The sequence below is a fragment of the Thalassolituus sp. LLYu03 genome (assembly GCF_050507655.1).
Lineage (GTDB): Bacteria > Pseudomonadota > Gammaproteobacteria > Pseudomonadales > Oceanobacteraceae > Venatoribacter.
The window spans coordinates 3,885,865-3,903,550 of sequence record NZ_CP191496.1 but is presented as its reverse complement, the minus strand read 5'-3'; the positions used below and the strand labels follow the sequence as shown (position 1 = coordinate 3,903,550).

At 56.4% G+C, this 17,686-nt stretch carries 21 protein-coding genes; 11 read left to right on the top strand and 10 right to left on the bottom strand.

Translation table 11 applies throughout. The features are described 5' to 3' along the window. The first annotated feature begins 5 nt into the window (after positions 1 to 5). Positions 6 to 1,082: an alanine racemase gene (gene alr / locus ACQUQU_RS17450; protein ID WP_430460989.1), complete on the top strand. Its 1,077-nt coding sequence runs from the start codon at positions 6 to 8 to the stop codon at positions 1,080 to 1,082. A 59-nt stretch (positions 1,083 to 1,141) separates the two neighbouring features. Here the strand turns inward: alr and ACQUQU_RS17445 are convergent, their stop codons facing one another. The 4 genes from ACQUQU_RS17445 to ACQUQU_RS17430 are packed head-to-tail and all read right to left on the bottom strand — an operon-like array spanning position 1,142 to position 3,498. Further along, positions 1,142 to 1,642 (bottom strand): hypothetical protein, encoded by a 501-nt coding sequence (locus tag ACQUQU_RS17445; RefSeq protein ID WP_430460988.1) that lies wholly within the window; start codon positions 1,640 to 1,642, stop codon positions 1,142 to 1,144. Between the two features lie 48 nt (positions 1,643 to 1,690). Further along, positions 1,691 to 2,131, bottom strand: coding sequence for a hypothetical protein (locus tag ACQUQU_RS17440; protein ID WP_430460987.1), 441 nt, complete (start codon positions 2,129 to 2,131; stop codon positions 1,691 to 1,693). A gap of 46 nt (positions 2,132 to 2,177) precedes the next feature. Next, the gene (locus ACQUQU_RS17435) at positions 2,178 to 2,948 is read right to left on the bottom strand and encodes a hypothetical protein (RefSeq protein ID WP_430460986.1); all 771 of its coding nucleotides are present in this window, start codon (positions 2,946 to 2,948) and stop codon (positions 2,178 to 2,180) included. A gap of 13 nt (positions 2,949 to 2,961) precedes the next feature. Continuing rightward, positions 2,962 to 3,498, bottom strand: a complete 537-nt coding sequence (locus tag ACQUQU_RS17430) for a porin family protein (protein ID WP_430460985.1) — start codon at positions 3,496 to 3,498, stop codon at positions 2,962 to 2,964. Positions 3,499 to 4,394: 896 nt separating this feature from the next. Between ACQUQU_RS17430 and ACQUQU_RS17425 the strand changes: the two genes are divergently transcribed. Further along, positions 4,395 to 4,661, top strand: coding sequence for a DksA/TraR family C4-type zinc finger protein (locus ACQUQU_RS17425; protein ID WP_430460984.1), 267 nt, complete (start codon positions 4,395 to 4,397; stop codon positions 4,659 to 4,661). A gap of 37 nt (positions 4,662 to 4,698) precedes the next feature. Here ACQUQU_RS17425 and ACQUQU_RS17420 read toward each other — a convergent pair whose 3' ends face one another. The 3 genes from ACQUQU_RS17420 to ACQUQU_RS17410 all read right to left on the bottom strand — a co-directional run bounded on the left by ACQUQU_RS17420 (position 4,699) and on the right by ACQUQU_RS17410 (position 7,758). After that, positions 4,699 to 5,145, bottom strand: a complete 447-nt coding sequence (locus tag ACQUQU_RS17420; RefSeq protein ID WP_430460983.1) for a hypothetical protein — start codon at positions 5,143 to 5,145, stop codon at positions 4,699 to 4,701. Positions 5,146 to 5,595: 450 nt separating this feature from the next. Continuing rightward, positions 5,596 to 6,885, bottom strand: a complete 1,290-nt coding sequence (locus ACQUQU_RS17415) for an NAD(P)/FAD-dependent oxidoreductase (protein ID WP_430460982.1) — start codon at positions 6,883 to 6,885, stop codon at positions 5,596 to 5,598. Positions 6,886 to 6,984: 99 nt separating this feature from the next. After that, positions 6,985 to 7,758: a glutathione S-transferase family protein gene (locus ACQUQU_RS17410; protein ID WP_430460981.1), complete on the bottom strand. Its 774-nt coding sequence runs from the start codon at positions 7,756 to 7,758 to the stop codon at positions 6,985 to 6,987. Between the two features lie 133 nt (positions 7,759 to 7,891). Between ACQUQU_RS17410 and ACQUQU_RS17405 the strand changes: the two genes are divergently transcribed. Next, the gene (locus ACQUQU_RS17405; protein ID WP_430460980.1) at positions 7,892 to 8,773 is read left to right on the top strand and encodes a LysR substrate-binding domain-containing protein; all 882 of its coding nucleotides are present in this window, start codon (positions 7,892 to 7,894) and stop codon (positions 8,771 to 8,773) included. Positions 8,774 to 8,786: 13 nt separating this feature from the next. Here ACQUQU_RS17405 and ACQUQU_RS17400 read toward each other — a convergent pair whose 3' ends face one another. Then, positions 8,787 to 9,719, bottom strand: a complete 933-nt coding sequence (locus ACQUQU_RS17400) for a LysR family transcriptional regulator (protein ID WP_430460979.1) — start codon at positions 9,717 to 9,719, stop codon at positions 8,787 to 8,789. Between the two features lie 126 nt (positions 9,720 to 9,845). Between ACQUQU_RS17400 and ACQUQU_RS17395 the strand changes: the two genes are divergently transcribed. Both ACQUQU_RS17395 and ACQUQU_RS17390 read left to right on the top strand, forming a co-directional pair. Further along, on the top strand, positions 9,846 to 11,306 hold the full coding sequence (locus tag ACQUQU_RS17395) for an NAD-dependent succinate-semialdehyde dehydrogenase (protein WP_430460978.1): 1,461 nt from the start codon (positions 9,846 to 9,848) through the stop codon (positions 11,304 to 11,306). Positions 11,307 to 11,375: 69 nt separating this feature from the next. Next, positions 11,376 to 12,719 (top strand): aminotransferase, encoded by a 1,344-nt coding sequence (locus tag ACQUQU_RS17390; RefSeq protein ID WP_430460977.1) that lies wholly within the window; start codon positions 11,376 to 11,378, stop codon positions 12,717 to 12,719. Positions 12,720 to 12,843: 124 nt separating this feature from the next. On the opposite strand, the gene ACQUQU_RS17385 is transcribed toward ACQUQU_RS17390, so the two are convergent. Beyond that, positions 12,844 to 13,878: a 1-aminocyclopropane-1-carboxylate deaminase/D-cysteine desulfhydrase gene (locus ACQUQU_RS17385; protein WP_430460976.1), complete on the bottom strand. Its 1,035-nt coding sequence runs from the start codon at positions 13,876 to 13,878 to the stop codon at positions 12,844 to 12,846. Positions 13,879 to 14,162: 284 nt separating this feature from the next. On the opposite strand from ACQUQU_RS17385, the gene hisI reads away from it, so the two are divergent. From hisI to tatC, 6 genes are read left to right on the top strand one after another with little or no spacing between them, the layout of a single operon-like run. Beyond that, positions 14,163 to 14,543 carry a phosphoribosyl-AMP cyclohydrolase gene (gene hisI / locus ACQUQU_RS17380; protein WP_430460975.1) on the top strand — a complete coding sequence of 127 codons (381 nt, stop codon included), beginning with the start codon at positions 14,163 to 14,165 and terminating at the stop codon, positions 14,541 to 14,543. A gap of 29 nt (positions 14,544 to 14,572) precedes the next feature. Continuing rightward, positions 14,573 to 14,905 carry a phosphoribosyl-ATP diphosphatase gene (locus ACQUQU_RS17375; RefSeq protein WP_430460974.1) on the top strand — a complete coding sequence of 111 codons (333 nt, stop codon included), beginning with the start codon at positions 14,573 to 14,575 and terminating at the stop codon, positions 14,903 to 14,905. Between the two features lies 1 nt (position 14,906). Beyond that, positions 14,907 to 15,239, top strand: a complete 333-nt coding sequence (locus ACQUQU_RS17370) for a histidine triad nucleotide-binding protein (protein ID WP_430460973.1) — start codon at positions 14,907 to 14,909, stop codon at positions 15,237 to 15,239. A gap of 32 nt (positions 15,240 to 15,271) precedes the next feature. Further along, the gene (tatA, locus tag ACQUQU_RS17365) at positions 15,272 to 15,529 is read left to right on the top strand and encodes a Sec-independent protein translocase subunit TatA (protein ID WP_430460972.1); all 258 of its coding nucleotides are present in this window, start codon (positions 15,272 to 15,274) and stop codon (positions 15,527 to 15,529) included. After that, positions 15,529 to 15,864 (top strand): Sec-independent protein translocase protein TatB, encoded by a 336-nt coding sequence (tatB, locus tag ACQUQU_RS17360; RefSeq protein ID WP_430460971.1) that lies wholly within the window; start codon positions 15,529 to 15,531, stop codon positions 15,862 to 15,864. The genes tatA and tatB overlap by 1 nt, the downstream gene beginning before the upstream one ends. Further along, on the top strand, positions 15,861 to 16,619 hold the full coding sequence (gene tatC, locus ACQUQU_RS17355) for a twin-arginine translocase subunit TatC (protein WP_430460970.1): 759 nt from the start codon (positions 15,861 to 15,863) through the stop codon (positions 16,617 to 16,619). The genes tatB and tatC overlap by 4 nt, the downstream gene beginning before the upstream one ends. 96 nt (positions 16,620 to 16,715) lie before the next feature. Here the strand turns inward: tatC and ACQUQU_RS17350 are convergent, their stop codons facing one another. Beyond that, positions 16,716 to 17,648: a GlxA family transcriptional regulator gene (locus ACQUQU_RS17350; RefSeq protein ID WP_430460969.1), complete on the bottom strand. Its 933-nt coding sequence runs from the start codon at positions 17,646 to 17,648 to the stop codon at positions 16,716 to 16,718. Positions 17,649 to 17,686 lie beyond the last annotated feature (38 nt).

Below are 17,686 nucleotides of genomic sequence, written 5' to 3'. Positions count from 1 at the left end.
AGGCTATGGCACGCGCAGCAACCGTAACCATCGACCTTGATGCCATTGTGCACAATTACCGTCTGGCGAAATCGTTAGCGCCGGACCAGCAGGCACTGGCTGTGATTAAAGCCGACGCTTACGGTCATGGCGCCGTGACCGTCGCCCGTAAATTGCAGAGCGAGGTCGACGCCTTTGCCGTCGCCTGCATCGAAGAAGCGGTGGAATTACGGGTGGCGGGCATCCGCAAACCGATTCTGCTGCTCGAAGGGTTTTTCACCGCCGACGAACTGAATTACATCAGCGAGCAGAATCTGTGGACCGCCGTACACAGCGACCATCAGATTGATGCCATCGCCAGCAGTAACGTCAGCAAGCCCATCGACGTGTGGATTAAAATCGACACCGGCATGCACCGTTTAGGCTTTGCGCCGGACGAATTTATGGCCGCCTACGAACGCCTGAAAGCCCTGCCGCAAGTCGGCAACCTGGTGATGATGAGCCATTTCAGCAGTGCCGACGATCTGACCAGCCCGGTCACTCAGGCGCAGCTGGAAGTATTCGACGCCCTGCAGGCGCAGTGCCCGATTCCGATGAGCATCGCCAATTCCGCCGGCACCCTGATGCACAACCGCGCGCGCCGCAACTGGCAGCGGCCGGGCATTATGCTGTATGGCTCATCGCCATTCAGCGACCAGCCGGCACTGGATGCGCAATTAAAACCGGCCATGACCCTGACCTCAGAAATCATCGCCATTCACGACCTGCAAGCCGGCGACGCCGTGGGCTACAGCGGCACCTTCGTGTGCGACCAACCAACCCGCGTAGGCACCGTGGCTATGGGTTACGCCGACGGCTACCCGCGTCAGGCCAAAACCGGCACACCGGTGATTGTGAACGGCCAGCGCACGCGCATTATCGGCCGCGTGTCGATGGACATGCTGACCGTGGATTTAACCGGCCTAGATGCCGGACTGGGGTCGAAGGTCGAGCTGTGGGGTAAACACCTGCTGGCCAACGAAGTGGCGCCCTGGGCGGATACCATTTCCTATACCCTGTTTACCGGCATTACCCGCCGGGTGCACAGAAAAGTGAAAGGCTGATCAAGCCCGCAGATTCAGCTGTGGACGTTATCGGCAGGGTGGGCATTGCCCACCTTTTTTTATTCTGACTTATTACTAACAGACTCAACCAAGGCTTTGAGCATTTTGAGCTGTTTGTGCTGATAGTTAACGTAACTGAAAGACCAGGAATCTCCGTTTTTTAAATAGAAGACCACCATGGTCATTCCTCTTTCAGCGTTGAACTCAGAAAATGTATCAATATCAACCGATTGAATGTCGTTAACACGACCGGTCCAGATAGCCCTTCGCCCCCTGATAACCTGCAAATGACCGCCGATCAGTTTTATGGCTTCGTAGGGTGATGACATTCTGGTGTAGAAATACAGGTAGACAATCAATGCACCCAGCAAAAGCGCTAACCCCGCCACCATGTTGATGAAAAGCAGCGGCACACCAAACAACGACAAAAGCACCACATAGAAATACATCGGCGCAAGATCACCGCCCTCGGGCTTAGAGGCTTCGATAAGAACGTCCTGTCCATCGGAACCCGGAGCGGGGTTCATAGGCTCAAATTGCTTCTGGTTAAACTTGCCCACTACGCGCTCCAATTTATTCTCAGACAACCCTGACAGGAATCAGAGCGATTAATCTGCTCGCTCCAGCGAGGCTGAATAGGCGTGGAGTTCTAAACGATACGTTATGCTTTCTTTCTGGCCGTTATCCAGAAGCACTATGGATTTCAACAGCACCTTTGGTTGCTCATCATCCCATGACACAACGTCCCATTGGTGCACTTCCGGAAGGTGATAAACCAGTTGCACCGGTCCTTCACCACCATCCCCTTCGGTGGTTGCTATATACAGCCTCTCTCTTGCCCGGCACGAATACAGTGCAGCACACCAGTCCATACTGGCAGTTTTAAACATGCGCACCTCGAAACCTTCACGCTCAAAACGCTTCACTTCACTCATCCAGACCATATTATTCAGAACAAATTCCAGCTCTGGATTATCGGCTTTCACCAGCCCATCAGCATGCAAAGATACCGAAGTAATAACGGCAATGATTAAAATAAGAAATCGCACAAACGCTCTCCATAAAGTACTAACGTGGGTGTCCTATTAGTCTTTGTTACGAGCCACTGCCAAGCTCAAACGACAATGAAGCGGCCTGTGATGATGGTAATGTGACCGTAATATCCGATAGATTGCCCAGCATAAGCTTCAATGGCACGCTTGGCTCTCCGCCGTAAGCGACAAACCGCAGCTCATTTTGGTAAGAAAAAGCATCACTTTTCACGAAAGGACCCGCCTTGCCGTGATAGGTGGAAAAATCGACATAGCGGACCTTCCCAAATTTAACGTGCAACCCCCGCGATTCTGCAGATTTTTTGACGAGCTCAATAAATTTATCAGGATCTTTGATGATGACCATTGACCCTCCAAACCCGCCATAAACACGCGCATCGAGATTCACCAAACTGGTTTTCTCAGATGCAGATGTCTCGACACCATACATACAAAACATGTTCATAACGTCAATGGCTGCAGGCGTTTCCCATATCGTTGCTTTGGTAATCGTTGCCACCTCACGATATTCGCCAGAATCTGGGTCCTTCATTTTTAAAACACCCGAAAGAGCCTGATGTACTTGATCGACCCCTTCATGTTTATCATGTCTGTTCTCGTCTCCTTCGGCCACGCGAAAGAAATTAAAGCTATTCATGTACATTTCGCCATCCCTCACGAAACGCTCCATGTGCTCAGGCTCTCCAAACTTCACAAAGACATACTCTGGCAAAGCACACCTTCCTTTACGCGTAACGCTGTTGTAATGGGTTTGGGTGAGATGGCGGCAATTTTGGGACAAAATTGATGGCAGCTTACCCAAATCCCAATTCACAACTTTGTTATGCTTAGAATCTCTTGCTAATACCGAAGTTGAAGCCACTATAGTCGTAGTCATCTTCACTCAAATAGATAATATATTCTCCATTTAAGCTAACGCCGTCTGCCACCTCACCTTCAATGCCGAATCCGTATGACAGACCTGAATCATCTTCTGAAACTGATACGTCATATTCGTCTATTGTTGCCTCTAGCTTACCTTTAGTAAAACCAATCAATCCATACAAATTGGCCTTTTCGCCAAGATCAATATCGCCTTTTACAAAAATTGAAATGGCATTTTTCAGTTCTAGATCAACGTCAAGACCATCTACATCTACCGTATCGTCACCTAGACCAAATAAAAATTGACCTTCAATCGCAACATTAGAATTAAGATATTTACCCACCTCAATTTTCAATGCTGATGGCTCTGCATCAGATAACCCACTTTCTTCGTATTTCCCCATATGATACCCAAGCCCAATGTACCCAGGGTTCTCATCAGCAAATGTCATTGACGTAGAAGACAACATCATTCCGGTTATTATGAATAGTTTTTTCATTTTTGCTCCTTGGTTTATTTACTTTTTTGCATAACAGTTTTATTCATGCGCACGCTCGATTCACCGTCAACATTCATCAGCCGCCCGGTTCACTAACCAGCTGATTCAACGGACTTTTTTAAACCAACTTGTACGAACCTTTTACAGATAAACGCGCATGCGCGTTTTGCTGCTTCGGTCGGGCACACTATTTCAGGGAGAGGGTGGGTAAGACGCTGAGTTTGCTCAGCTTTAGAATCCGGTCCCTGGATAAACGAGCCTTGTACATAAGGCAAAGCGTGCATGCTTTGTTGTACTTGGCCCAATACTGTCTGCCGTTGAGTTTTTAGTCAATGACTTGCGAAGCCTGAAGCCTGAAGCCTGAAGCCTGAAGCCTGAAGCCTGAAGCCTGAAGCTACTCAGCCTTCGCGTCTCTGGCGGTTTATCGCGGCTTCATCCGTCGCCGAGGAGTGAGGCAGCCAGTCAGGATTGAGGGCATGGACAAATTTGATGGGATCAAATTTGAACAGCCGCAGGCTGGCCCGAGGGGTGAAGGGCAGGACGCCCGAAATCTCTCCGAGAAGCGTATCGGCGGATGGACCCGCCTCTACGCGTGCCTGAAACTGGCAACGAATGGAGCGGGTTAAGACGGATGGCCGCAAGAGAGGATCGGAAGGGGCGGTCCGACGGTCGGGACCTCTCCTTGCAAGACCTGGGGCCGACAGGCCCAAAACAACGGGGCTAGATGCGATCGCCATGGATGGCGTGATGAATAACCGGCCCAAACTCCCTGTATCAGCGGAGATTAATAAATATCGGTTGTCGCATACCTGACAGTTTCCATGTGGCTTGCCTCCTCCACGGCACCGGCGTAGCTTTGATCTTTTCCCTTAACGCCTTACCCACGGAGTATGCACATGGCATCTGGCTGGGCTCCGGACGGCGCCGTTAACGATCAGATCGACGCCAGCATCGAAGATGCGGTTGAGCAGGCGCGCAGCCGCTTACCGCATGGCGAAAGCGCGACCCATTGCGAAGAATGCGGCAAAGCCATTCCTGAGGCCCGCCGGCTGGCCATTCCCGGTGTGCAGCTCTGCATCACCTGCCAGACCGAACGTGAAAAAGAGCAGACCAGTATCAGCCTGTATAACCGCCGCGGCAGTAAAGACAGCCAGCTGCGCTGAGTCGCATCCGGGGATTTCAGCAACACAAATAAGATGCTTAGTGCTTGCCGTAAAACGCATTCAGCATGGCAGCATCATCCGCGCAGGAATGCACATCTTTGCTAACGATAAAACTCTCGTAGTCCGCGTTCTGAGTTCTGACCAGAAGAAAACAGGACCAGCCGCCATTGCGCCCGATGGAAACTGACTGAAAACGGCTGGCATCAGCTGGGGCCAGCAGCACCGTATTGCCATTCCCTTGTTCAAGGCGAAGCTGATCCGGGCGATAGCTGAGCACACCAAAACGGTTATTCAGCGACTGATACTCCCACTGAAAAAGAACCGCGGCACACACCAGCGCTGACAAAAGGGAGAGCAGCGATCGCCGGTTCTTCAGCCACGCAATAAGGAGCCCGACCGGAACGCACCACAGAAAAATCCGGAACATCCCCAGACTGCTGTCGAGTACATTCTGGGAAAAGCTGTACGGGAAAATAATATCCATCCATAGAATCCGAATTGACTGCTCACCCTGAGCGAGAGCCTTATTCTGACAACCGGATGTGATGAAATACAAGGTTAAATAATCCGCTTTCGCGTCCCTGAGGGTTGTCCCGCGGCTTGCTGCACCGCCGGTTCTCGCCGTGATTTGCCCGGATGACCGGCATGGATGCCGGGCAAGCGGACCCACGACAGGGATGTCGTGTGTGCGCGTGCCGGAAGCAAATCGCAAGAGAAGCGGGAAGAAGGTGCAGCGCCGCAAGAGGGGATCAAAAGGGGAGACCTCCCCTTTTAAAATCCGACATAACCCGAATGCCCTAAGGTGAACAGCCTTCCCGCACAGAGCATGGGAACGAGAAACGGTGCAATGCTACGCTTCTGGCTCCCGGCTTAAAACCCCAAACGCCGCCCGTAAAAAACGGGGCCGAAGCCCCGAAAAAATATCTGATAAAAATCAGATCCCCAACTTATCTCTCAGGTCGTAGTAAAACGCCCCCATGGCGGTATACGGCACACGCATCAGTCGGCCACCCGGGAACGGGTATTTCGGCAGGTTGGCAAATACGTCGAAACGGGAAGACTGTCCCTGAATCGCGCTGGCCACCAGCTCACCGGCCAGGTGGGTAGAGGTCACACCGTGACCGCTGTAGCCCTGTGCGTAGTAAATGTTGTTGCCGATACGGCCGAACTCCGGCAGACGCATTAAGGTCAGCAGGAAGTTACCGGTCCATGCGTAATCAATTTTTACGTTTTTCAGCTGCGGGAAGGTCTTCAGCATTTTCGGACGGATCAGGTTTTCGATCTTGCCCGGATCGCGCGCACCATAGGTCACACCGCCGCCGTAAATCAGTCGGCCTTCGCCGCTTAAACGGTAGTAGTCGAGCAGGTAGTTGCAGTCTTCCACACAGTAATCCTGCGGCAGCAATTGCTGCTGCATTTCTTTGCTCAGCACTTCGGTGGTAATCACCTGAGTACCGCATGGCATGGATTTCTGGGTCAGTTTTGGCAGCAGATCGCCAATACCATTAAGGTAGGCGTTGCCGGCGATCATCACGAAGTTGGCCGTCACCTGACCTTTCGGTGTGCTGATCACGGCTTTTTCGCCCTGCTGCACATTGGTCACTGGTGAATTTTCGAAAATTTTGCCACCCAGACTTTCAATCGCGTCGGCTTCACCCAGGGTTAAATTCAGCGGGTGAATATGGCCGCCGCTTTTATCCAGCAACGCGCCTGTGTAGCGGTCGGTACCGACGTATTTCTGTACTTCTTTTTCGTCCAGCAGTTCGAGCTGGTCGTTACCGTATTTTTCCCACAGGGCTTTATGGTGCTGCAGGCCACGGAATTGTTTGCTGTTGCACGAGGCGAAAATACCACCGTCTTTCAGGTCGCACTTAATGTCGTACTGCTTCACCAGACGGCGGATAATTTTGCCGCCTTCGAAGGCCATACCGCCCATGGCGTCGGCGGTGGCGGTGCCGTAATGGCGTTCGATAAAGTCCATGTCACGGCTGTAGCTGTGCACAATCTGGCCACCGTTACGGCCAGAGGCGCCAAAGCCGATGCGGCTGCCTTCAAGAACAACCACAGAGAAACCACGTTCAGCCAGATGCAGCGCGGTGGACAGACCGGTAAAACCGGCGCCAATCACACAGACGTCGGCGGTCAGACTTTCACTCAGCTCAGGACGGGCGTCCTTGCGGTTGGCGGTCGCTGCGTAGAAAGAGGCTGGGTAACTGCTGTTCATCACTTTTTTCTCCCGGGGTCTTCGCCCTGTATACGAGCACAATAAGACAGTGATGGCATGGTCGCCATACCCACCGGGAGATAGTTTCGGCCACAAACGTCAGAGTGTTAACGGCAATTCCAGATATTGGCCGTAAATGAAGTCCCGGTGCTGCAGCAGCACAGGCTCCAGCGCCTGCTGTTCGGCCGCCGACAGCGAAGAAAAGGCGATGCGGAACGACGGCACCATGGCGCACTGGCTCTCATCCAGCGGGCTGAAGTAGGCCATAAAGCAGGCGCAGTACACATCGGCTGCCGTCAGAGAATGGCCAACCAGATACGGGCTGCCGGCCTTTTTCTGAGCATTAAGGCGCGCACTCAGACGGTTGAGCAGATTGACCACCTTGTCTTCATAATCGCCGGCTTCTTCAGCCTGATAGCCGTATTTGCTGCCCAGATACTGCGCCACCGGCACCGGAAAACCACCCGGCTGTTCATTCAGCCCACGGTGCACCGTCAGCAGACGCCGGTACCAGCCAAGACCCTGCGGTTCGCACAGCAGATGGCACAGGCTCAGCACCTCGGCGCGGGCGTCGGGCTCGGCCGGCAACAGCGGCGCACCACTGCCGTGGCCTTCGGCAAAGGTCAGAATATCGAGCCAGTGGCTCAGGCCCGGTTCATCGTCGTTGACCAGCGCCGGCGAGTTGTGGGTGCCACTGAAGGCGGCCACTTCCGGGTCGCGCTGATCCAGATACACGCCCTGCCAGGGAATGGCGCGCCGATGCAGCAGGCCTTTGGCGGCCTCCGACCAGGGGTTAGGAATGGCGCGCGTCACCACCATGCGCACGCCGCCGGCGGCACGGGCTTCACTGACACTGAGGATACGGAATGGCATACAGGCTCCCGGAAACGAATGAAGACAATCTGAATTGGGTTGTTGCGGGGCTGAGTGTGGCGTTCGCCAGAGCGCAGAACAAACGATATTATCTGAGCCATTCATTAGATTTTCTAACTCAGGTGTTCTGCTTATGCCGCTGCCATCGCCACCGATTCAGTACCTGCCGGCCTTTGTCGCGGCGGCCGAGTTAAGAAGCTTTAAAGCCGCGGCCGATCAGCTGCACGTCACGCCGTCGGCCATCAGCCAGCAGATCAAAAGCCTCGAAGCGCGCGTGGGCCTGACCCTGTTCCGCCGTCAGGCCAAAGACCTGCAGCTGACCCAGGCCGGGCTGCGCTTTTATGAATTCGCCGCCGACACCCTGCACCGCTACACCCGCGGCTGGGACGATTTTTCCGGCCAGTTTCTCGGCAGCACGCTGCGCATCAGCATGACCGGCTATATGGCGAACAGGGTGATCATTCCGCGGCTGGCCGACCTGAAAGCCCGCACCGGCCTGACGCTGGAGATCTTCACCAGCTCGTATCAGCAGGACCTGCAATCGAACCAGCTGGACGCCGCCATCCGCTTCGGCACCCCGCCGTGGCCACTGCATCAGCATGAGCACATTGCCGACGCCACTACCGCGCTGGTCGCCACGCCGGCGTATTTTGCCCGCCATCCGTTAAAGCAGCCCAGCGACTGGGCGCAGCAGACGCTGATTCACGCCCGCCGCCGCACCAACGACTGGCAGACACTGGAAGACTCGCTGGGGTATGCGCTGAACGCGCGCGATGAGTTGCTGTTCGACAGTTACGAAGCGGCGATGGAGGCCGCCTGCGCCGGACTGGGTGTGGCCATCGCCACCTTCCCGATGACCAATGCCGAACTGCGCAGCGGCCGCTTGCAGGCGCGCACGGAGCGGCGTTATCCCTGTGCCGAGGGGTTTTATCTGGTGAGTAAGCCCAACGACCATAAAGCGCGGGATTATCAGGCGTTGCTGACGTGGCTGCGTGAGGTGTTTTCCGGGTTATAACGCCCGCGCTGCTTCAGCGGATAAACACCGGCATATCCGCCTGCAGACAGTCGCAGAACAGATCCACCGCCTGCGAGTTGCGGTAGCTTTTGCGGTGAATCGCCACATAGGTGTTGGTGTAGCCGTACTGCTCGGGCAGCACCGTCTGCACTTTGTGTTCGTAACCCCAGCTGCGCACCATATGCACCGGCAGCATGCCGAGATAATGACCACTTAATATCAGCGCCGCGCGCGCTTCCTGATGATGGGCCTTGGCCTGCTTGTTCCACAGGCACACGTCCGGCGAAATCTCGCGCCCCGGCATTAAGCGCGGCGATTCCACAAAGCGGAATTCCTGCAGATCCTGCGGGCGGATGCTGGCACGGCCATACAACGGATGCCCTTCGCCACAATAGAGCTGCATCTGCTCGTCGAACAGACGGATGCTCTCCAGTTCGGGGAAGGTCTGGGTCAGCACCGTTACCCCAAGGTCGGCTTTTTTATCCAATACTGCGCTGGTAACGTCATCCGACGACAAGGTGGTGATCTCGACCTGCACATCGGGCGCCAGATCACTGAAGCGGCGCAGGGCTTTCACCATGGCCGAATCCGGACCGCCGGGCAGATGCTCGGCAAAGGCCAGATGCAGCTGCCCCAGCACGCGCTGATGCGAGCGGTTCACCCGCGTGCGGAACACATCCACGGCACTGAACAGCTCGTTGCTGGCCTCGTACACCACCCGCCCCTGCTCGGTCAGGCTGAAGCCCGCCCGGCCGCGGTCGCACAGACGCATATCGAGGCGCGCCTCGAGGTCGGCGATGTAATTGGAAATGGTGGAGTTGGCCAGATTCAGGCGCAGCTCGGCCGCACTGATGCCGCCCGCTTCGGCCACCGCACGGAACACGCGCAGCAAACGCAGGTCCAGATCCGATAACGGTCCTGGCAAGGCTGCTTTTTTACGGCCCATACTTCACCTCATCACCCGTGGGTCGCCGACTATTTACTTTTGGATATACAAAAGTAAAACCGGGATAAATCATGATATTAACCAGCGTAAAAGCCAACTATAAAGTCCCCATGACAGGAGAACATCATGCAACTCAATGACAGCGGATTATTGCAGACTCAGGGGTTTATCGACGGCCAGTGGCGTTCAGCCATGAGCGGCAAAACCTTTGAAGTGATCAACCCGGCCACCGGCGCACTGCTGGCGGAAGTGGCGGACATGGGCGCGGCGGAAACGCGCGAAGCCATCGAAGCCGCCGAAAACGCCATGCAGAGCTGGAAAGCCCTGCCGGCCAAGGCCCGGTGCGACATTCTCGAACGCTGGTTCGATCTGATCATAGCCGCACAGGAAGACCTGGCGCAGCTGATGACCGCCGAACAGGGCAAGCCGCTGGCCGAAGCCCGTGGCGAAGTGGCCTACGGCGCCGCCTACCTGAAGTGGTTCTCGGAAGAAGGCAAACGCGTGTACGGCGATGTCATTCCGCAGCAGAGCGACCGTCGTGGTCTGGTGATCAAACAGCCGGTAGGCGTGGTTGCAGCCATTACGCCGTGGAATTTCCCCAACGCCATGATCACCCGCAAAGTGGCTCCGGCGCTGGCCGTGGGCTGTGCTGTGGTGCTGAAACCGGCCGCTGAAACCCCGCTGTCGGCGCTGGCGCTGGCGGAACTGGCCAAACGCGCTGGTCTGCCGGATGGTCTGTTCAACATCGTGACCGGTCTGGATGCGCCGGCCATCGGCGGTGAAATGACCGGCAGCAAAATCGTGCGCAAGGTGACCTTCACCGGCTCCACCCCGGTGGGCAAATTGCTGATGCGTCAGTGCGCCGATACGGTGAAACGCACCTCAATGGAACTGGGCGGCAACGCGCCTGTGATTATTTTTGACGACGCCGATCTGGAGCTGGCAGTCAACGGTGCCATTGCGGCGAAATACCGTAACTCCGGCCAGACCTGTATCTGCTCTAACCGTCTGCTGGTGCAGGCCGGAATTTACGACAAATTCGTGGAGAAATTCGCCGAAAAAGTAAAAGCCTTTAACGTTGGCAATGGTGCGCTGGATGGCACTACTCACGGCCCGCTGATCACCACCAAAGCGGTGAACGACGTGCACAGCAAAGTGCTGGACGCCATCGACGGCGGCGCCTGTGTGGTTACCGGCGGCAAGCCGGGTGCTCAGGGTGCGCATTTTTACGAGCCGACCGTACTGACCAATGTGCACAGCGGCATGCGTGTGTTCCGTGAAGAAATTTTCGGCCCGGTGGCACCGGTCTTTAAATTCGACACCGAAGCGGAAGCCATCGCCATGGCCAACGACACCGAATTTGGTCTGGCTTCTTATGTATACACAGAAAATATGGGCCGCATTTTCCGCGTCAGTGAAGCGCTGGAATACGGCATGGTCGGCGTAAACGAAACCGCCATCAGTTCCGAACTGATTCCGTTCGGCGGCGTAAAAGAATCCGGTCAGGGTCGCGAAGGTTCGAAGTACGGCCTGAACGATTATCTGGAAACCAAATACATCTGTCTGGGTGGGTTAAACCGCGCGTAAGCGCAAAGCCCGGACCGGTATTCATTCAACGCCGCGGTTTGCGCGGCGAGTAAAAAGCAGAGAAGTGTCATGAGCACCATTATCTATCCGACAACGAATTTAAAGACTGGCGAAAACTTAACCATCGCCCGTGGTGATGGCGTGTATGTGTACGACGACCAGGGCAAGCAATATCTGGAAGGTATGGCCGGCCTCTGGTGTACCTCGCTGGGTTACAACCACCCGGAACTGATCGCCGCGGCCACTGAACAGCTGCAGAACCTGTCGTACTCGCACATGTTCGGCGGCAAAACCCATCAGGTGGGTAAAGACCTGGCGGAAAAACTGAAAAGCATGGTGCCGGTAAAAGACGCGCACATTTTCTTCGGTAATTCCGGCAGCGACGCCAACGACACCCAGATCAAAATTTTGCATTACTACTTCAATGCCATTGGCAAACCGCAGAAGCGCAAGATCATTGCCCGTCAGCGTTCGTACCACGGCATTACCGTGGCCTCGGCCTGCTTAACTGGTCTGGAAGTGAACCACACCAACTTCGATCTGCCGGTGGATGCATTAGGCGTGCTGCGTACCGACGCGCCGCATTATTACCGCGGCCGTCAGGACGGTGAGACCGAAGCTCAGTTCACCGACCGCATCGTGAATAATCTGGAACAGCTGATTCTGAAAGAAGACCCGGACACCATCGCCGCCTTTATCGCCGAGCCGATTACCGGCGCCAGCGGCGTGATCGTGCCGCCTGCGGGTTACTACGAAAAAGTGCAGGCCATGCTGAAGAAATACGACATTTTCTTCTGGGCCGACGAAGTGATCACCGGCTTCGGCCGTACCGGTAATGCCTTCGGTTGTCAGACCATGGGCATCGACGCACCAGACCTGATGAGCACCGCCAAGCAGATGTCGTCCGCCTATGTGCCGATCAGTGCGGCCATTGTGCGCGGCGACATTTACGACGCCATGGTCGAGCCAAGCAACAAGATCGGTGTGTTCGGTCACGGCTACACCTATTCTGGTCACCCGCTGGCCTGTGCCGTTGCCCTGAAAACGCTGGAAATTTACGAGCGCGACAACATGTTCGCCAAAGCCGCCGAGCTGGGTGACTACCTGCAGGCGCAACTGGCGACCTTTGCCGATCACCCTCTGGTAGGTGAAGTGCGTGGCCGTGGTCTGATCGGTGCGCTGGAACTGGTGGCCGATAAGGCAACCGGTAAGCCGTTCCCGGCCAGCGTTGTGTATTTCGCCCAGCAGGCGTGTCAGAACCACGGTCTGATTCTGCGTGCGGTGGCTGGCACGTCACTGGCGTTCTGCCCGCCGCTGATCATCACCCGTGCCCAGATCGACGAGATCATGGACAAGGTGCGTAAAGCGCTGGACGACACACTGGCGTTCGTCACCGCCGAAAAGCTGGCCTGATCGCTCAGACCTGTCGGGGTTTGCTTGCCTGATTCTGCTCCCCGCTGAATCAGATTTCTGCCGGAGCTGCACTGCAGTTCCGGCTTTTTTATGGGCGCGGTTTTTGTGCTTTACCGGGTGAATGTCAGGCAAACGCCTCGGCCGATGAATTCAGCGTGTGCCAGTACAGCACAGGGCCAGAAGTCTGAGCCAACTGGTCACGCAGCGCGGCCAGCGCTTTGGCGGTGTACGTACCTTCCACCGTAACGAAGCGCTCATCCGCCCAGCGTTGCTGAAGAAACCAGCTGGCCGCATCCTGACCCGCCGCACTGGCCACGCCGTAACCCTCGCCATAGTAATGGTCGAGCAACACGGGGGCAGGCAGGTTCTGCAACACGGGGGATGTCACCCCGTAAGCGCGCAGGCGTTTTACGGTAGCGCTCATCAGCGCCGCCACCGTGCCTGTGGTGCAGGCGGCGAATGGCCCCAGATGCGACGGTGCCACCCGCACGCCAATCACCCGGCTGCGCAGTCCGGCCAGCGCGACCCCGAGCGTTAACCCCGCCAGTGTCGCCCCCGAGCCCACCGGGCAAACGATGCATTCCGGTTCCGGGCACAGTCCGGCCGCCACCTGTTCGCGCAGCTCGAACGCCGCGTCGATAAACGCCAGCACCCCCTCTACCGATGAACCACCGGCAAACAGATACGCCGTGCGGCTGGCCGGCTGCAGACGACTGAGCAAAGCACGGCCGTAATAGGTGAGCACGGTGCGCAGCAGACTGCCACAGGGTGTTAAGCGGGCGCCGGCCTGCTGCATGGCACGGAAGTTAGCGGTCACCGACGCCGACGGCGGCTGATCAAACAGCAGCACCTCGCAGCCGATCCCTAATGCCTGACAGTGCACCGCGCAGGCCAGCCCATGATTGGTGCCGGTGCCGCCAAAGGTCACCAGCTGTGTCTGCCCCTGCGCCTGCAGGCGGCCAAGAATAAACGCCAGCTTGCGGCTCTTGTTGCCGCCGTAGTGGCGGTTGGTCAGGTCGTCGTGTTTCAGCCAGAGTTGCGCGTGGTCCAGACTCACGGTCACCGGTGTCGGGCACTGGTGGCCGGGCAGGTTCGCCAGCGGCACATGGGGAATCAGCGCCGGATACGCGCGCAGCAGAGGAATAGGCAAATCAGACACAGACAGGCTCCGGCGGAATTTGCGCCAGTGTAAGTGCCACAACCCGGTGCGCCGAGGTCATCGGCGGCCAGCCGCGCCGGCAGAGCGGACAATCGATCCGCCGCTGCTGAATTAGCAGTTAAAACGCCCAAAAGCGGCGCTTTCGCCCGACTTTTACCGTGTGCCCGGCGAGCCCACAGACAATTGACCTGACTTCCCGGCACGACAGGCTGAGCGGCCGTTCAGGCCTACCGGAAAGCCGGGCCATGCGGTATCCTGCGGCCTCACCTGAAAGAGAGTAGGTTATGAGCAACTGGCTTGATGCTGTGAAATGGGATGCCGACGGTCTGGTCCCGGCCATCGCTCAGGATCATAAGACCGGCCGCATTCTGATGATGGCCTGGATGAATCCGGAAGCCCTGCAACTGACGGTGCAGGAAAACCGCGCGATCTATTACTCGCGTTCACGTCAGAAACTGTGGCGCAAAGGTGAAGAATCCGGCCACGTGCAAACGCTGCACGAAGTGCGCCTCGACTGCGACGCCGATGTGATCGTGCTTCAAGTTGAACAGAAGGGTGGCATCGCCTGCCATACCGGCCGTGAATCCTGTTTTTACCGTGTCTATGAAAACGGTGACTGGGTAACGGTGGATCCGGTACTGAAAGATCCGAAAGAAATTTACTGAGCGTACGCTAGTTAACGGAAACGAAACGAATGAGCGATATTCTTGCGGCCCTGGGTGACATTCTGGAAGAGCGTAAAGACGCAGCGCCAGACACCTCGTACGTGGCCAGCCTGTACCACAAAGGCCTGAACAAGATTCTGGAAAAAGTGGGTGAAGAAGCCACTGAAACCATTCTCGCGGCCAAAGACGCTGAAACCAGCGGCGACAACAAAGACGTGATTTATGAAACCGCCGACCTGTGGTTCCACAGTCTGGTGGCTCTGGCCAAACTGGGCGAGCGTCCGGAAGCCGTTCTGAATGAACTGGCGCGCCGTTTTAATATCTCAGGCCTGGAAGAAAAGGCCTCCCGCGGCAAGAAGTAAGATGAGCAACTGCATTTTCTGCAAAATCGTGGCCGGCGATATCCCGGCCAGCAAGGTGTACGAAGATGACCATCTGCTCGCCTTTCACGATATTGCTCCGAAAGCAGACACCCACCTGCTGGTGATTCCGAAGGCGCACATCGAAAACCTGAATGACCTCACGCCCGCCCACAGCGAGCTGATGGGGCATCTGCTGGTAACGTTGCCACGCATCGCCGGCGCACAGGGCCTGAAGGGTTTCCGCACCATTACCAACACCGGGGTGGAAGGCGGACAGGAAGTGTTTCACATACATTTTCATATCCTGGGCGGCGCAGACCTGCCCGGATTTTAATTTCATCACGACAGACAATAAGAGGAACTCCTATGCTCGGCGGTATCAGTATCTGGCAACTGTTGATCATCCTGGCCATCGTCATCATGATTTTCGGCACCAAAAAACTGCGTAACCTGGGTGGCGACCTGGGCGGTGCAATCAAGAGCTTCAAAAAAGCCGTAAATGACGACGGCAGCAAAGCCGACGAGCCTGCGGCTCAGGAACCAGCCAAACCGCTGGAACACCAGGCGGCAGAAAAGAAAGACGCTGAATTCAAAACCGCTAACAAAGATCAAGACAAAGCCTGATGTTTGATATCGGTTTCATGGAGCTGATGGTTGTCGCCATCCTCGGCTTGCTGGTGCTGGGGCCTGAGCGACTGCCAAAAGCGGCGCGTACTGTTGGCCTGTTCGTGGGACGCATCCGCCGCACCATGAACAATATCCAGGACGACCTGGAGCGTCAGGTGCGCACGGAAGAACTGCGTAAAAAACTGCAGGATCCGTACGCCACCTTCCTCGACGACGATGCCGGCGAGACGCCGAAAATCGCGCCTCCGGCCGCCACGCCAGCCGCCCAGACAGCTCAGACCCAGACGTCCGATCAGCAACCAGCCGCTGACCACAACGATAAAAAATCATGACCGATCATGAACAACCCCTGGTGACTCACCTGATAGAACTGCGCAACCGCCTGTTGCGCAGCGTGCTGTTGGTTCTGGTGCTGTTCGTCAGCCTGTTTTACTTCGCCAACGACCTGTACCTGATTCTGGTAAAACCCCTGTCGGGCCTGCTGCCGGAAAATGGCGCCATGATCGCCACCGGTGTGGCCTCACCCTTTCTGGTGCCGTTCAAACTGACCTTCGTGCTGGCCGTGCTGCTGGCCGTGCCATACCTGCTGCATCAGATCTGGGCCTTTATTTCGCCCGGGCTTTATCAGAACGAAAAGAAATTCGCGGTGCCTCTGCTGGTATCCAGCATCGTGCTGTTTTATGCCGGTATTTCTTTTGCCTACTTTGTGGTGCTGCCACTGGTGTTTGGCTTCTTTACTGCGGCCGGTCCGGAAGGCATTAATTTCATGCCGGACATCAGCAACATTCTCGATTTTATTCTGAAGATTTTCTTCGCGTTCGGCGTAGCCTTTGAAATTCCGATCGCCACCTTCCTGATGGTCCTCAGCGGCATGACCACAGTGGCTGCCCTGACCGAAAAGCGCCCGTACATTTTTGTTGGCTGCTTCGTGGTTGGCATGCTGGTGACACCACCGGATGTGTTCTCGCAGACCATTCTGGCAGTGCCTATGTGGCTGTTGTTTGAAGCCGGCGTGCTGGCCTCTCGCACGATTAAAAAGACCCGCCACGACGGCGACGACAGCGACGACGAAACACCGGCACCGTAATGCGCCGGCCGTCCGGTGCAAAGCGCACCGGGCGGCCTTATCTCCTTCGACAATTCCCCCCAATCAACGCTTACCGCACACTCTGCAAAGCCGCATTTAACCTCGCTGCGCAAAGCGCTGGCGGAAGGCTTTCGGAGTTAATCCCATGATGCGCACAAAGGCTTTGCGACAGGCGCTGATGTCCTGATATCCGACCTGAAAGGCGATCCGCTCAAACGATTGTGTTGAACTTTCCAGCTGGTCGCACACTTTCTGAATGCGCAGACGCTGCAGATACAGCAGCGGTGTCAGGCTCGTGGCTTTTTCAAAGCGGCGCAGCAGTGTGCGCTGACTGACGTGCACGCCCGCCGCCAGCGCGGCCACCGACAGTTCGTCGCGGAAGCCGTCGGCCATCCGTTTCTGTACCGTCAGCACCAGCTCGTCACCATGGCGGAAGTCGGGACTGAACTGCTGATAAAAGCGTTGTTCACGTGGCGCGGTATCAATCACCAGCACTTTACCCACCTGACGCATCACAGACGCCGACATAAAGCGCGTCACCAGTTCCAGCCCGAGATCGACCCAGGACATCATGCCGCCGGCGCTGATGATGTCCTGTTCGTCGAGCAGAATGGCGTTGGTGTTCAGCGCCACCTTGGGAAACTGCTGGCGAAAGGCAGGTTCCAGCGCCCAGTGCGTCGTCAGGGTTTTGCTGGTGCAGACGCCACTGGCGGCCAGCAGAAAGGCTCCGGCACAGGCCGAGGCCAGCACCGCCCCCTGCTGATGCTGCGCCCTCAGCCAGCGCAGCAGGCTGACATCCGGCTGCTGATAAAACTGGCCCTGATACGAAGGCGGCAGAACCACCAGATCAAACCCCGGCGTGCTTTCAGCCACATCCGCCCAATCGAGCAGCTGGCTGTTAAAACGCGCGCTGAGCCCCTGCTCTTCAGCACAGCGGTTGGCAACCAGCAGCATTTCCTGCAGGCCGAACAGGGCCGATTTCAGGCTTTCGGGGTAATTGAGCAGCGCAACGCGGATGTTAACGGCCATATGTCCGATTTTTCCTGCTTAGTGTCTGAATGGACGCT

Excerpts from the sequence above, each read along its gene's own strand:
- alr (WP_430460989.1), top strand. The coding sequence starts at position 6 with ATGGCACGCGCAGCAACCGTAACCATCGACCTTGATGCCATTGTGCAC.
- ACQUQU_RS17430 (WP_430460985.1), bottom strand. The coding sequence starts at position 3,498 with ATGAAAAAACTATTCATAATAACCGGAATGATGTTGTCTTCTACGTCA.
- ACQUQU_RS17425 (WP_430460984.1), top strand. The coding sequence starts at position 4,395 with ATGGCATCTGGCTGGGCTCCGGACGGCGCCGTTAACGATCAGATCGAC.
- ACQUQU_RS17420 (WP_430460983.1), bottom strand. The coding sequence starts at position 5,145 with ATGGATATTATTTTCCCGTACAGCTTTTCCCAGAATGTACTCGACAGC.
- ACQUQU_RS17415 (WP_430460982.1), bottom strand. The coding sequence starts at position 6,885 with ATGAACAGCAGTTACCCAGCCTCTTTCTACGCAGCGACCGCCAACCGC.
- ACQUQU_RS17410 (WP_430460981.1), bottom strand. The coding sequence starts at position 7,758 with ATGCCATTCCGTATCCTCAGTGTCAGTGAAGCCCGTGCCGCCGGCGGC.
- ACQUQU_RS17405 (WP_430460980.1), top strand. The coding sequence starts at position 7,892 with ATGCCGCTGCCATCGCCACCGATTCAGTACCTGCCGGCCTTTGTCGCG.
- ACQUQU_RS17400 (WP_430460979.1), bottom strand. The coding sequence starts at position 9,719 with ATGGGCCGTAAAAAAGCAGCCTTGCCAGGACCGTTATCGGATCTGGAC.
- ACQUQU_RS17395 (WP_430460978.1), top strand. The coding sequence starts at position 9,846 with ATGCAACTCAATGACAGCGGATTATTGCAGACTCAGGGGTTTATCGAC.
- ACQUQU_RS17390 (WP_430460977.1), top strand. The coding sequence starts at position 11,376 with ATGAGCACCATTATCTATCCGACAACGAATTTAAAGACTGGCGAAAAC.
- hisI (WP_430460975.1), top strand. The coding sequence starts at position 14,163 with ATGAGCAACTGGCTTGATGCTGTGAAATGGGATGCCGACGGTCTGGTC.
- ACQUQU_RS17375 (WP_430460974.1), top strand. The coding sequence starts at position 14,573 with ATGAGCGATATTCTTGCGGCCCTGGGTGACATTCTGGAAGAGCGTAAA.
- ACQUQU_RS17370 (WP_430460973.1), top strand. The coding sequence starts at position 14,907 with ATGAGCAACTGCATTTTCTGCAAAATCGTGGCCGGCGATATCCCGGCC.
- tatA (WP_430460972.1), top strand. The coding sequence starts at position 15,272 with ATGCTCGGCGGTATCAGTATCTGGCAACTGTTGATCATCCTGGCCATC.
- tatB (WP_430460971.1), top strand. The coding sequence starts at position 15,529 with ATGTTTGATATCGGTTTCATGGAGCTGATGGTTGTCGCCATCCTCGGC.
- tatC (WP_430460970.1), top strand. The coding sequence starts at position 15,861 with ATGACCGATCATGAACAACCCCTGGTGACTCACCTGATAGAACTGCGC.
- ACQUQU_RS17350 (WP_430460969.1), bottom strand. The coding sequence starts at position 17,648 with ATGGCCGTTAACATCCGCGTTGCGCTGCTCAATTACCCCGAAAGCCTG.